Genomic DNA, 12,133 nt, shown 5'->3' with positions numbered 1-12,133 from the left:
GTCAAAGTCTTCTCCCGTGAGTTCAAGGAATAGAAAATTTAATGTGTATTTATTTTTTGATTCCCATTTATTTCTGCTGTATTTTTGAATTTAGTACATTTTTTTAAAAATAAATTTCCTCCGGGAAATTTTGTGGAAATGACTTCCTCAAATTGATTTTTTCGAAGTCATCATCGAAAAAGGTTACGTGCTTTACATATAAGCAACTCCGTCAAGACACATCTCGGTTTTTGAAATTGCATTGCAAAGCCGAGAGTCCAGGCTCGGTGGTGTTGCCTGCGGATGAGCGGGTGTTCAACCCATCGCGCGAGACGCGGTTGATCTTGCTTCAGGCCAAAGAAATTGGCGAGCACGCCAGCCGCCTGTGTGCGCTGAAGTTGACCCTATTTCACGGACACCTTATTGTTCTTGCAGAAGGAGTCCGAGATGCTCAATCCCAAACCGCCTTACCCGGCGCAATTTCGAGAGCAAATGGTCGAGTTGGTTCGAGCTGGCCGCAAACCCGGCGAGTTGGCCAAAGAATTCGGCTGCCACGCCACCAGCATCCTGAGCTGGGTGCGTATGGCTGGCGTTGCCCATGGCACTACGCCAACCCAATCGGCCGCGCTCAGTGCCGATGAGCGCCACGAACTGATGGAGCTGCGCCGCAAACTGCGTCAAGTCCAGATGGAGCGTGACATATTGGCAAAGGCTACGGCTTGGTTTGCCAGCAACGGCGACAAGACGTTTACCCGGTCTATGCGCTGATTGCCGCAAATCAGGCCTAACTACCCGCGCGAGTCAGTCTTGGCATGGCTTGCACCATTGTTCGGCATGAACGGCGGGCACATGACACCGGGCTCGACAGTGGCCAATTTGACCGCTTTGTGGTCTGCGCGCGAGTGTGCAGGCGTTACCGAGGTGATTGCATCTGAGGGAGCGCATCTCTCCATTGCGAAAGCGGCTCATATCCTGGGCCTGAAATACCTGAGCGTGCCCATAGACGCAAACGGTTCAATGGACGCAGCGCAATTGCCGACCGACTTGAGCAAATCTGCCTTGGTTCTCACCGCCGGTGCGACCAGCACAGGTGCCATCGACCCATTTGACTTAGCCGGTAGGGCAGCTTGGACTCATGTAGACGCTGCGTGGGCCGGTCCTTTGCGGTTGAGTAAGTACGCGGACTTACTTGCCGGCATCGAGTTGGCAGATTCTGTCGCGGTGTCTGCGCACAAATGGCTTTTTCAACCCAAAGAGTCTGCGCTCGTCTTGTTCAAAGACACTGAAAAGGCCCACGCTGCGGTTAGTTTCGGTGGAGCGTACCTTGCTACCCCCAATGTTGGCGTGCTTGGTTCCCATGGTGCAACCGCCACCGCTCTTGTAGCCACGCTTCTTGCTTGGGGGCGTGAAGGCGTTGCTCAGCGAATTGAGCACTGCATGGATCTTGCCCGCCGCTTGAGAGATTTTGTGGCTGCTGACGAACGCCTTGCGCTTTATGCGGAGCCCCAAACCGGCATCGTGGTCTGGCGTCCAAAAGACGAAAACCTGTTTGACCAGGTGCTGCAACAGTTGCCCGTCGGTTCCACATCTACGACTTCAATGGCAGGTGTGAAGTGGTTTCGCAATGTAGCGGCCAATCCCAATGCAGACATTGACATGCTTATTGCAACCATCCAAAAAGTCTCGCCTGAGCGGGCTTGATTCGCGCTCAATGACGGGTTTCGCTGCACTTCAGACCTTCGCCCTTACAAGTCGCCTAGAGGCAGGCAGCGGACCATTCCATCCGATAACCAATTGCAGGAATCGATGATTCCGGACCTATACGCCAGCAAGTCTCAGCTGCGGAATCTGCAGCGACGAGTCAGGACATGGCGAACTGAACGTGCAAAAGAAATGGTTTTGGGTAGCCTGCGAAAGTTGGCAACCGTGTCCGAAAAGTCTGTAGAAAAAACGACATAACGGCCTTTCATAGCTTACTTCCTTGGTGACTTTTTACTTTTGAAATTAGAGGACTAAAAGCAAAACGTCAACCAGCTATCGGGGCACATTTATTTGTGAGGCAACACGCCGGCCAAGGTAATTGTCGTCAAACAGAATTTTCTGCATCTTGATCGGACAAGCCTTATGCAATGCAATAAGCATGACAAGGCTGCTGGATGGACTGCTGTGGTGACGCAAAGATTGTCTATCAACTGGCGCATGACCTTTGTGGCCATGAACAGTAGATAGCTTTTTGAGTCAATGCAACCATCCAGGATGCTGCAGCTATCACTTTTGGCCCAACGCGCCGCTGAAGGCGCGCGCAATGGGCTTGCCGATGTAGTGCAGCACGCTGCGGCGACCGGTCTGGATGTCGACGCTGACGGTCAGGCCGGGTTTGATGTCTTCGGGCCGGATGCGGCTGTTTGCTGGCAGTTGCAGGCTCAGACGGGCGCGGTAATAGGTCTGGCTGCTGCGGCCGTCGGGGCCGGGCTCTGACAGGGTGTCCGAGCTGAGGTAGTCCAGGCGGCCTTCTGCGGGGCCGTAGATGCTGTAGTCGAAGGCGTCGAGCCGCAGGGTGGCGCGCTGGCCCACTTCGAGCTGGCCGATGTCAGCGGGGTTGATCTTGGCTTCGACGAGGTATTGGCCCTGAGTGGGCGAGATTTGCATGAGCTCGTCACCGGGGCGCAGCACGCCGCCCAAGGTGTTGAGGCGCAGGTATTTGACGACGCCGTCGGTCGGGGCTTCCAGGATAGTGTGGTCATAGATGCTCTGGCGCTCTCGCAGTCTGCTGCGCTGAGTGGTGATTTCGTCTTCGATGCGGGCCAGTTCTCTGCGGGCATCGGAGCGGAATTTGTCTTGCGCGGCCTGGATGCGTTGCTGCACCTCGAGCACCTGGCGCTGGGCGCGCATGAGTTCGATCCGGCTGATGTTGCCGGTATTGAAGAGCCGTTCATTGAGCTGCTGCTCTTCTTCGGCCAGCCGCATCTGGCCGTGCAGGGCGGCGGTTTCTTGCTGCAGTGCAGCGATGTTTTGCTGATAGAGCGATTTCTGGGCCTGCACCAGGTCAGGGTGGCTGCGCCGGTAGGCGTTGGGCACAAAAAGCTGGGCACTGGCTTCGGCCTGGGCGCGCAGGCGGGTGATTTCGAGGCCGGCGATGCGGTTGCGTACTTCGTCCACGCCGGCGCTGGCGCGTTGGTTTTCGAGGCGGGCCAGCACTTGGCCTTTGCGCACGGTTTGGCCCTCGTTGACGTGCAGTTCTTGCAGTACGCCGCCGTCGGCGACCTGGATGATCTGGGTGCGCTCTTGCGGGATGATCTGGCCAGTGGCTCGGACGATCTGGTCAATGTCGAACCAGGCGGCCCAAAGCCCAAAAGCCAGCAGGGTGCCGAGCAGAAGCAGGCCTGCGCCTGGGCGCATGGAGTGTTTGGTGGTCATGGTGTGGCCTGCGCGGTTACGGATGGGGATGCAGGTGGGGTTGCAGGTGGGGTTGCAGGTGGGGTTGCCGGTGCCGGGGCGGCTGGAGGGGGGGCAGCACGCAGATGCTGCAGGACCTGCTCGCTGGGGCCGTCGAGCAAGACTTGCTGGTTGTTGAGCACCATGATGCGTTGGACCAGCCCGAGCAACTGCGGTTTGTGGGTGACCAGGATGAGGGTGCTATCAGGCCGCTTTTGCAGTTCTTCGCTCAGGGTTTGCAGCACGCGGTACTCCAGTGGCGGGTCCATCGAGGCGGTGGGCTCGTCCAGCAGCCAAATGCTGGGCTGGCGCAACAGGGCGCGGGTGAAGTGAACCAGTTGGCGTTGGCCGCCAGACAGGCCCTGGCCGCCTTCGTAGATCTCGCGTTCAAGCCCTTTGGGGTGCGGCGCGATGGCGGCGTCAAACAGCCCTGTGCGGCGGGCCGCGATGAGCAGGGCTTCGTCGCCCGGGTCGGCCAGGCCTAGGATAAGGTTTTCGCGCAGGGTGCCCGCAAACAGGCGGCCGTCTTGCGCGACAAAGCCGATGTGCTCGGACAGGCAGTCTTTGGCAATGAGTTCGAGTTCCATGCCGTCGAGCAGGATGCGGCCACCCTGGGGCTTGTACATGCCCGAGAGCAGTCTCAACAGACTGGTCTTGCCGCTGCCGATGCCGCCAATGACGGCGATGCGTTCACCGGCGCGGATGTCGAGTTTGGGCAGGCGCAGTGCTTGCGTGCCGTTGTACTGCATGTCGATGTTGCTGAGGCTGTACTGGCCATGCAGGGGGGCCACCAGGGGCTGGGTGCCTTCGGGGTGATCGGAGGGCAGCTTCCAAAAGCGGTCAAGGTCATCGACGGCGACCTTGGTTTGGGCCCATTGCATAAGCAGATTGGGGACCATGGCGATGGGGTTGAGGATGCGCCCGCTCAGAATGGAGCAGGCGATGAGAGCCCCCATGGTGAAGTCGTCGATGCCGACGGTCAATGCACCCAAGGCAACCAATGTGATGTAGGCCAATTGTTGCAAGGCGCCGACCATGAACTGGGCGTTTTCGGTCAGGACGCGGGTGCGGTGCTCGTACTGGCGGGCTTCGTCGGTGATGTCGAGCCAGCGAGAGAGCATGCGCCAGCCGCCCTGCCCCGACTTGATGGTTTCGGCGCCTTCGACGCTTTCGACCAGGATGCCGGATTTTTGGTGCATTGCAGGTGTGGCCAGACGGGTCAGGTGTTCGATGCGGCGCTTGGAGATGGTGCTTGCGATCAGCCCGGCCACCAAAAATGCACCCGGAATCAAGGCCAGATTGCCAGCCATCAAGAACAGCACGAGCAAGGTGAGCAGGGCCAGCGGGATGTCGACGATGGCCTGGGTGACCAGACTGACCAGAAAGCTGCGCAGGCTTTCGTAGCCGCGCAGTCGCGAGGCGGTACCGCCGACGCTGGGCGGCAATTGGTCGAGGCGGATGTGCAAAAAGCGACCAAATACGGTGCGAGCCAGGCTTTGGTCGATGAGGTCGGTCAACTGATGGATCTGGCGCGAACGCAGCCATTTGCCCAGCACTTCGAGCAGGATGGCGGCGAAGACGCCGAGGGTGAGCGTCAGCAAGGTGCCGCTGGCTTGGGTGGGGACCACGCGGTCATAAACCTGCATGGAGTAGAACGAGGTGGCCAGGGCCAGCACCGTCACCGTCAAGGTGGCAGCGGCAATGTCGACGATGGCGCGGGGGTGTCGCCAAATTTCGCTCCAGACCAATTGGAAGCTGGGGCTGGCCGATGGCGAAAAACTGGCCACCATGCGCAGGCGCACGGTCTGGCTGCCGGTGGCGAAGTCGCGCACGGCTTCTTCACTCAATTGCCGCAGCGTGGGGCTCCAGCGCTGCACGGTCCAGGTACCGTCGCTGCGACTGGCCACAATGAGGCCGGGGGGCTGATCTGGCTCCAGCAACAGTGCGGGCAGGCGCGAGGGGTCGGGCTGGCCACTGCTTTGCGGACGGGGCCAGCGCTGCGAATGGGCAATCGACGTGAGGGCCTGCAGCAGTTGGGACGGCGTAACTTGCGCCGGCAGCTGGGCTTCGCGCAGCAGGGACTGCACTTGCAGCACATCAATGGGTTCGCGGCGCAACTGCGACAGGCGCAACATGCAGGCGATCAGGCCTTGGGTGTGGTCGACGAGGGACATAGAAATGGGTGTCTGGGTTGCTGGGGACATGGGCCTGTCAGCGCGCAGGCCGGGCCAGGAAGTCTTCCAGACCTTGGGTGTTCAGGCGCAGGCGTTGTGCAGCCAGCCAGGCTTGTGCGCTGGCGTCCGTCAACTGAACTCGTATTTGGGCTTTTTCACGAGCGCTGTTCATGAGTTCTTGCCAACTGCGTCGGCCGTTGTCGAACTGCGTTTCTGATGACAGAAGATATGCCTGCGCGGCCTCCAGTGATAGAAGAAATTGCTGTGCTCTTTGCGATTGACTCAAGTGATTGATCTGATCTGTGGTCAGCAAATCGCTCAATTCCCTGCTTCGGACTTCGAGCTCTTGCCTTTGTGCTTCAACACGGCTTTGTGCAGAACCAACGGCAGACAGGTTTGACAGACCACCGCCAAAGCTTGTGCTGAATCCTATGAAAGCTTTTCGAACGTCTCCACTGATATTGCCGTGTGATACTTCAGCCCTTGCATAGACCTCGGGCGACAGACGTGCTCGTGCAAAATCAACCTCGGCTTGTGCCAGCAGTACTTGTGCGCGGCTTTTCTGAAGAACCGGATGATTTTGCGCAACCGCTCCAACGTGGGTATGCATGGAGTCCACCTCGGAACCTCTAAGATCAGGCAGCCGGGGGATGTCCGTTGTCGACCATGTTCGACCCCACATTTGCAGCAACTTGTTCATGGCCTGCTGTTGCTGCGCACGTGCCAATTCGAGTTCAGCTTGTACGGAGGACAAACGTGAGAACGAAAGCTGTGTTTCGCTTCGTGCGATTTGCCCCTCTTGGGCACGCGCCTGCACACGCCTGACGTACCGCTGGTGCAATTCTTCAGATTCGGCATAGGCTTCAACCCTGCTTCGGGCTGCCGAGGATTCGGCCCAGAGTTCTAGCCAGCGTATGGCGAGGTTGTGCCTTTGTTCACGCCAAGCGGCGTCTGCCAGTTCCTGTTGTGCTTTGGCACGATCGGTTTGCGCCGTCAGTCGCCCCCCTGTCCACAGGGGTTGTTGGAGCCGCGCAAAACGGATTTTTGAATCAGCGAATTGACTGGTTTGATTGCCGCTCTCAACGCCGATGGATGGCGTGGGGAAAAATTGCCACCGTGCTCCCTCCACCTCTTGTGACGCCGCCAGCCGTTGTTGACCAGCCGCGATAACAGCTGGGTGCCGATCCAGCATGTTGGCAAGCATGCCGCGGTACAAATCACTGGCTAGGGATGGAGCTGGCAAGCAGACCAAGAAAAATGCCAAAGTCGAGAAACAAGACGGCTTCAATTTGTCAATCCTTATCCACGCAATAAACTGTTTTTTCAATCGTCAGGCGCAAGGTTTGTGCATGCTTGTGAAGGGAATCAACCAGTACCTGAGTTGGCACCAAGCGTCGGTAGCGCTTGTCGATGTCATCGGAAAGTCTTTCGATCAGCCCATCCTGTTCAAATTCACGCAATTTCATTCGGATGGCTCTGTCTGAGAATTCAGGATGGAAAAAAACCTGTTTCAGAGGTTGTCCGGCACGGATTTCTTTATTTTTCAAAACCTCAATAGCCAAACAAAAGTAGACGTGCCTTCCGACCAAGCTTCGTGCACTTGGTAGCTCGTTCCACTCCCACTGGTTAATTTCAGCAAGAGCAATCAGTAAATTTTTCTCTGTTCCGATCATCACAAGCAGGGTACTAACTTTAAATTACAATGAGGATATCATGAAAATACGGAAGAATATTCCGCCAAAACGTTAACTCGTTATTTCAATTTAATCATTGAATTTATTTTTTTGCATATTCAAGGTTTGGTGGGTTCAAGAACGAACTGCAACACGGTTTAACGAGGCGTGGAACACCTCATGGGGTGTCTTGAATCCAAGCCGCTTTCTGGGCCGGTGATTCAATCTGTTTTCGATCTTGGTCAACTCCTCATCGTGTAGTTTTCTGCGTGGGCAATGTCGATTCGTTTCACGGCCAAGAACGCGACATCATTGCCATCACCTTGACGCGCAGCAAGCCCCAAGGCGATATCGGCTTTTTGTCTGACATCCGCCGCATGAACATGGGCATCACCCGCGCACGGCGCAAGCTGCTGCTGGTGGGCGACTCGTCCACGCTTTGCAGGCATCCGTTTTTTGGGGAGTTGTGGGCTTATGTGAAGCGCGTGGGGGGCAGCCGCATGGCGCATGAGGTGGCCATTGAGGCCTGATCTTGCTGCGATTCATCTAAGCTGCTCTTGCTCAAGGCCAGCGTGACTTTCACGCCATCTTCCTTGAATGCCAACTCGGCAGGCGACGGCAGAAAATCCGCGACCACCTCAACATCGCCCATGGGCTCATCCGTTTAAACGATCTTCTTTTTCACGTCATCCAGTCCTCAATCTTTAAATCCGGCACCCGCTTGAAGTGCCGCGTGTTGTGCGTTACCAAGGGCAGGCCCAGCGCCAATGCATGCGCGGCGATTTGCGTGTCCATGTTGCCAATGGGCTGCCCGGTTTGCTGCAGGTGGGCGGCAATTTCTCCATAGCGGTCTGCGGCTTCCAGCCGTGCATGGCAAAACGGGCAACTCATTGAGCAGCAAATCAATGGTCCGGCGGCGTTTGTCTTCGGCTTGCAGCAGCGCCTGCCCAAACCGTGTTTCGGCGCGGGTGATGGCAGAGATGGCGATCTCCTGCTTTTTGAGCGCCGCCAACATGCGCGTTTGCAGCGCGGCAGAGCTGTTGCGTGCAAAGTAGCCCAAGATGTTGGTGTCCACCAACAACTTGATCACCCAGCAATTGATTCAGTCCAAGACAAAAACCCACAGCTGAATTGATCTTGACACCGTGCACGATACGATTTTCATTCCATTCAAATCATATATTGATATGATTAAGCCATGAAATCATATCAACGTTGGATTTGGCAGCTGCCAGAGTGGCCAGCATTGGCGTTCGACGCGCAGCGAATTCAGGCGTCATTGGCGGCCGCAAGAACATCCCAAGGAATTCTTCTTGGCAAAGCGGAGGCGATTGGCCTGGAAGGGCTGCAGCCCCACATCCGTGACTCGCTGACGCAAGAGGCATTGACCACCTCTGCGATTGAAGGCGAAAAGCTGGACCCTGAAAGTGTTCGCTCCTCCGTGGCCCGGCGCTTGGGCCTCGACACCTCTGGGGCCCCCGTGCGCGAAGGCAGGCGCAACATCGAGGGACTGATCGATGTGTTGCAAGACGCCACCCTCAACACCGGTGCACCCTTGACGCTGGAGAGGCTGTGCAGTTGGCACGGGGCGCTTTTCCCCACGGGTTTTTCGGGCATGCAGCGCATCGATGTGGGCGCTCTGCGTTCTGTGCCCATGGAGATCGTCAGTGGGGCCGTGGGCCACAGCAAGGTGCATTACGCCGCGCCACCCGCTGAAGGCTTGGCCGAGCAGATGGACGCTTTTTTGAATTGGTTCAACCAAACCCAGCCCAAAGTCGGGCCGCAGCCCATGGACGGCCTGGTGCGTGCCGCTGTCTCGCATCTGTGGTTCGAGACGCTGCACCCATTTGACGATGGCAACGGTCGTCTAGGCCGGGCCATCTTGCAACTGGCACTGGGCCAAGACATGGGCCAGCCTGGGCGAATCGTGACACTGTCGCGGCAAATCGAGTCGTGCAAAGACCAGTATTACCGCGAGCTGGAGCGGGCACAACGCTCCAAAAGCATGGACGTGACGGCATGGGTCGAATGGATGCTGGCGCAAATTGATCTGGCCAACGAATTCGCCAACCGCACCATCGATTCCGCCATTCAACGCATTCGGTTTCAGGCCCAAATGTCATCGGTCTCTCTCAATGAGCGTCAGCAAAAAACCATGAAGAAGCTGCTGGACGCTGGCCCCAAGGGTTACGAAGGCGGCATGACCACGCGCAAGCACGAGCGGATTGCGCAAACCTCCACACCCACAGCAGCCCGAGACCTCATCGATCTGGAAAGGCTTGGGCTGCTCACCCGGTACGGTGATGGTCGATCAACACGGTATTACCCCGCGATAGAAGGCTGGGCCGAGGACGATGCCAAATTGGGAAAATCCAGCGGGACTTGAGGCACAAGACACAAGGCGCGGTGTATGCCACATTGAAACGCCTGGAGGAATCGGCGTGAAAAGCCTGAAAGACCTGAAAGCCGAACTGCTGGCCAACCCGGCCGTTCGCCAAGCCTATGACGCACACCCTTCGGCCAGCGCAGGGTCACGACAAAAATGGCAAAACACCATTTCAAGTTGCCAGTCCCAATTTGGGACTAAAATGCCGCTATGCGAGTCATTGCCGTATCCACACTCAAGATATTCTGGGAAAAACCCGGGCGCGGGGACGCAGAAGAAGCCTTGAAAACTTGGTACGGTGAAGCCTGTCGCGCCGAATGGAAATCCCCGGGCGATGTCAAAGCTCAATACGGAAACGCCAGCATTGTTGGCAACAACCGGATCGTCTTCAACATTGCCGGGAACAAGTACCGGCTCATCGTCGCTTTTGCGTACCGGATGCAAATCGCCTATGTCAAGTTTGTGGGCACACATGCCGAATACGACAAGGTCGATGCGGCTTCAGTGGATCAGTCGTGAGCGTCAAGGAGAACATCATGGAAATCACCCCCATCCGCACAGAAAAAGATTACCGCGCAGCACTGCGCGTGGTGTCAATGCTGGTGGACCAAGACCCATCGCCTGACACGCCCGATGGCGAACGCCTGGATGTGCTCTCAACCTTGATTGAGGCCTATGAGCGCAAGCACTATCCGATTGATCTGCCGGACCCCGTGGAAGCCATCAAATTCCGCATGGACCAAGCGGGGCTGTCGATCAAAGACCTTGAGCCGATGATCGGGCAGCCCAATCGCGTGTATGAAGTGCTCAGCCACAAACGCCCCCTCACGCTGCGCATGATCCGAAACTTGAACAAAGGCTTGGGCATCTCTGCGCAAGTGCTCATCACAGAGAACACGCACACTTACCGCTCGCCATCGACGTGAAAAACCTGAAAGACGTAAAAGACCAACTGCTGGCCAACCCCGCCGTTCGCCAAGCCTATGACGCACAAGCGCCCGAGTTTGAGCTGGCCTGTGAACTGATTGCAGCACGCACGAAAGCGGGCTTGACGCAAGGCGATGTGGCCGCACGCATGGGCAAGGTCGATTCGTTTGAGGGCCGCGTGCGCGACATCATGGCCATTACCTCGACACGGTTTGACCCTGAGAAGCAAGCTTGTGCCGAGTTGGAAAAATCCATCCAAGATGTGCGCTAAGCCACGGTGACTTGTTGCATTGGCCGATATGGTGAAACTTCTTTAAAAGGAAAATTCATCATGAACATGGACCAACAATTGCAACACGCTGTCCTTCGAGAGTTGGCGGATGATCCCGCCGTTGAGGCGAAAAATATCAGCGTTGAAGTCAAACAGGGTGCCGTCACGCTCAAGGGTCTTGTGGGAAGCTTTTATGAAAAATGGCAAGCAGAACGTGCCGCACAACGGGTGCAGGGCGTGCAAAGCCTCGTCATCGACTTGCAGGTCAACATCGCCAGCGACCGTCAACGCAGCGATGCGGATATTGCGCTGGCCGCAGAAAAAGTCTTGAGCTGGAATGCCGCCATTCCGCCGGACAGCGTCAAAGTCAAAGTGGAAAACGGAGGGGTCACCCTCTCGGGTGCGCTCGGCTGGAACTTCCAGCGCGAGACAGCGCAAAAGATCGTGGCGCAATTGATCGGTGTGGTTGAGGTGAACAATCAAATCGAGATCAAGCCACATGTCTCCAGCGTGCGTGTCAAAGACGACATCGATGAGGCCATCAAGCGCCAAGCCATTCAGGACGCAGCCAAAATTTCGGTGCGCGTTGAAGGATCAAAAGTCATCCTCGAAGGCAGTGTGAGCAATTGGGCCGAGCGTGATGTGATCAAACACACCGTGTGGTCAACACGGGGTGTTCAATCGGTGGTCGATCACCTGAAGTACGACACCTCCAGAATGAAAAACTTCTGAAGGTTTTCAAAACCGATCCCGCTGCCAGCCACGTTCAACCCCGAGCGTGGCTTATTCGGTGCCTGACAGCGGCAGGCCGGAGGTCTTTTCTTTGTGGTCATGGAGCCGGCCCAATGCGCTGCTGAGCAGATGGGCCAGCTTTTGGGCGGCACCCTGGACCGCTTGCGCCATGACTGGCGCTTGCTCGGTCACGGCCACGGGTTGTCGGCTTTCCAAGCGGGCTTCCATCATGCAGCGCTGCTCATGCTGCCCGGATTTGCCCGCGTTTTCATCGCTCAGATGCACTTCAATTCGGGTGATGTGTTCGGCGAACCGCGACAAAGCGTGGTCGATGGCGTCTTGCACCATGGTGGTCAAGGCCTGCGAGCTTTGGATGTTGGCGTCGGTGTTGATTTGAATTTTCATGGGTTTGTCCGGTAGGTGAGGGGGCTTGGCGGCTTTCAGTGGCGATAACTCGCCGCAACACCCGTGGTTGTGGGCATGCGTTCGGCCGCCAGAACATGCACTTGGCCGCCTAACTTCTCAACCAACGTGCCCAGGTCGTCCAACACGTCGT

The 12,133-nt window shown here is 57.0% G+C and carries 14 protein-coding genes and 3 pseudogenes; 9 read left to right on the top strand and 8 right to left on the bottom strand.

Features of this window, described 5'->3' with window-relative positions; translation table 11 throughout:
- Positions 1 to 426: 426 nt before the first annotated feature.
- From ABWQ00_RS14975 to ABWQ00_RS16355, 3 genes and pseudogenes are all read left to right on the top strand, one after another.
- A pseudogene (locus ABWQ00_RS14975) lies at positions 427 to 764 on the top strand (transposase); the annotation flags it as partial.
- Between the two features lie 22 nt (positions 765 to 786).
- A complete protein-coding gene (locus ABWQ00_RS14970; protein ID WP_353239459.1) occupies positions 787 to 1,680 on the top strand; it encodes a pyridoxal phosphate-dependent decarboxylase family protein in 894 nt (297 codons plus the stop codon).
- Positions 1,681 to 1,785: 105 nt separating this feature from the next.
- Complete coding sequence (locus ABWQ00_RS16355) at positions 1,786 to 1,938, top strand: hypothetical protein (protein WP_502908154.1); 153 nt, start codon at positions 1,786 to 1,788, stop codon at positions 1,936 to 1,938.
- A 309-nt stretch (positions 1,939 to 2,247) separates the two neighbouring features.
- Here ABWQ00_RS16355 and ABWQ00_RS14965 read toward each other — a convergent pair whose 3' ends face one another.
- The 5 genes and pseudogenes from ABWQ00_RS14965 to ABWQ00_RS16350 form a co-directional block, all read right to left on the bottom strand.
- Positions 2,248 to 3,396 carry a beta-barrel domain-containing protein gene (locus tag ABWQ00_RS14965; protein WP_353239458.1) on the bottom strand — a complete coding sequence of 383 codons (1,149 nt, stop codon included), beginning with the start codon at positions 3,394 to 3,396 and terminating at the stop codon, positions 2,248 to 2,250.
- Positions 3,393 to 5,588: an ATP-binding cassette domain-containing protein gene (locus ABWQ00_RS14960; RefSeq protein ID WP_353239457.1), complete on the bottom strand. Its 2,196-nt coding sequence runs from the start codon at positions 5,586 to 5,588 to the stop codon at positions 3,393 to 3,395. The genes ABWQ00_RS14965 and ABWQ00_RS14960 overlap by 4 nt, the downstream gene beginning before the upstream one ends.
- Positions 5,589 to 5,625: 37 nt before the next feature.
- Positions 5,626 to 6,915 carry a TolC family protein gene (locus ABWQ00_RS14955; RefSeq protein ID WP_353239456.1) on the bottom strand — a complete coding sequence of 430 codons (1,290 nt, stop codon included), beginning with the start codon at positions 6,913 to 6,915 and terminating at the stop codon, positions 5,626 to 5,628.
- A complete protein-coding gene (locus ABWQ00_RS14950; protein ID WP_353239455.1) occupies positions 6,881 to 7,264 on the bottom strand; it encodes a hypothetical protein in 384 nt (127 codons plus the stop codon). Before ABWQ00_RS14950 ends, ABWQ00_RS14955 begins: the two co-directional genes overlap by 35 nt.
- A 132-nt stretch (positions 7,265 to 7,396) precedes the next feature.
- A pseudogene (locus ABWQ00_RS16350) lies at positions 7,397 to 7,516 on the bottom strand (IS30 family transposase); the annotation flags it as partial.
- A gap of 14 nt (positions 7,517 to 7,530) precedes the next feature.
- Between ABWQ00_RS16350 and ABWQ00_RS14945 the strand changes: the two are divergent.
- The gene (locus ABWQ00_RS14945) at positions 7,531 to 7,791 is read left to right on the top strand and encodes a C-terminal helicase domain-containing protein (RefSeq protein ID WP_353239454.1); all 261 of its coding nucleotides are present in this window, start codon (positions 7,531 to 7,533) and stop codon (positions 7,789 to 7,791) included.
- A gap of 151 nt (positions 7,792 to 7,942) precedes the next feature.
- Here ABWQ00_RS14945 and ABWQ00_RS14940 read toward each other — a convergent pair whose 3' ends face one another.
- Both ABWQ00_RS14940 and ABWQ00_RS14935 read right to left on the bottom strand, forming a co-directional pair.
- Positions 7,943 to 8,152 (bottom strand): type II toxin-antitoxin system VapC family toxin, encoded by a 210-nt coding sequence (locus tag ABWQ00_RS14940; RefSeq protein WP_353239453.1) that lies wholly within the window; start codon positions 8,150 to 8,152, stop codon positions 7,943 to 7,945.
- A gap of 31 nt (positions 8,153 to 8,183) precedes the next feature.
- Positions 8,184 to 8,336: pseudogene (locus tag ABWQ00_RS14935) on the bottom strand (hypothetical protein); the annotation flags it as partial.
- Between the two features lie 123 nt (positions 8,337 to 8,459).
- Between ABWQ00_RS14935 and ABWQ00_RS14930 the strand changes: the two are divergent.
- From ABWQ00_RS14930 to ABWQ00_RS14910, 5 genes are all read left to right on the top strand, one after another.
- Positions 8,460 to 9,647, top strand: a complete 1,188-nt coding sequence (locus tag ABWQ00_RS14930) for a Fic family protein (protein WP_353239452.1) — start codon at positions 8,460 to 8,462, stop codon at positions 9,645 to 9,647.
- A gap of 210 nt (positions 9,648 to 9,857) precedes the next feature.
- Positions 9,858 to 10,166 carry a type II toxin-antitoxin system HigB family toxin gene (locus tag ABWQ00_RS14925; RefSeq protein ID WP_353239451.1) on the top strand — a complete coding sequence of 103 codons (309 nt, stop codon included), beginning with the start codon at positions 9,858 to 9,860 and terminating at the stop codon, positions 10,164 to 10,166.
- Positions 10,167 to 10,183: 17 nt separating this feature from the next.
- Entirely contained in the window at positions 10,184 to 10,573 is a 390-nt protein-coding gene (locus ABWQ00_RS14920) for a helix-turn-helix domain-containing protein (RefSeq protein ID WP_353239450.1), read from the top strand.
- Positions 10,570 to 10,845: a hypothetical protein gene (locus tag ABWQ00_RS14915; protein ID WP_353239449.1), complete on the top strand. Its 276-nt coding sequence runs from the start codon at positions 10,570 to 10,572 to the stop codon at positions 10,843 to 10,845. Before ABWQ00_RS14920 ends, ABWQ00_RS14915 begins: the two co-directional genes overlap by 4 nt.
- A gap of 60 nt (positions 10,846 to 10,905) precedes the next feature.
- The gene (locus ABWQ00_RS14910; RefSeq protein WP_353239448.1) at positions 10,906 to 11,577 is read left to right on the top strand and encodes a BON domain-containing protein; all 672 of its coding nucleotides are present in this window, start codon (positions 10,906 to 10,908) and stop codon (positions 11,575 to 11,577) included.
- Between the two features lie 51 nt (positions 11,578 to 11,628).
- On the opposite strand, the gene ABWQ00_RS14905 is transcribed toward ABWQ00_RS14910, so the two are convergent.
- Positions 11,629 to 11,982, bottom strand: coding sequence for an HPF/RaiA family ribosome-associated protein (locus tag ABWQ00_RS14905; RefSeq protein WP_353239447.1), 354 nt, complete (start codon positions 11,980 to 11,982; stop codon positions 11,629 to 11,631).
- Positions 11,983 to 12,133 lie beyond the last annotated feature (151 nt).

This window comes from Limnohabitans sp., from assembly GCF_040400975.1.
Classification (GTDB): Bacteria; Pseudomonadota; Gammaproteobacteria; order Burkholderiales; family Burkholderiaceae_C; genus Limnohabitans_A.
Note: the sequence above shows the minus strand (reverse complement) of the source record. Positions and strands in the feature narration are given on the sequence as shown.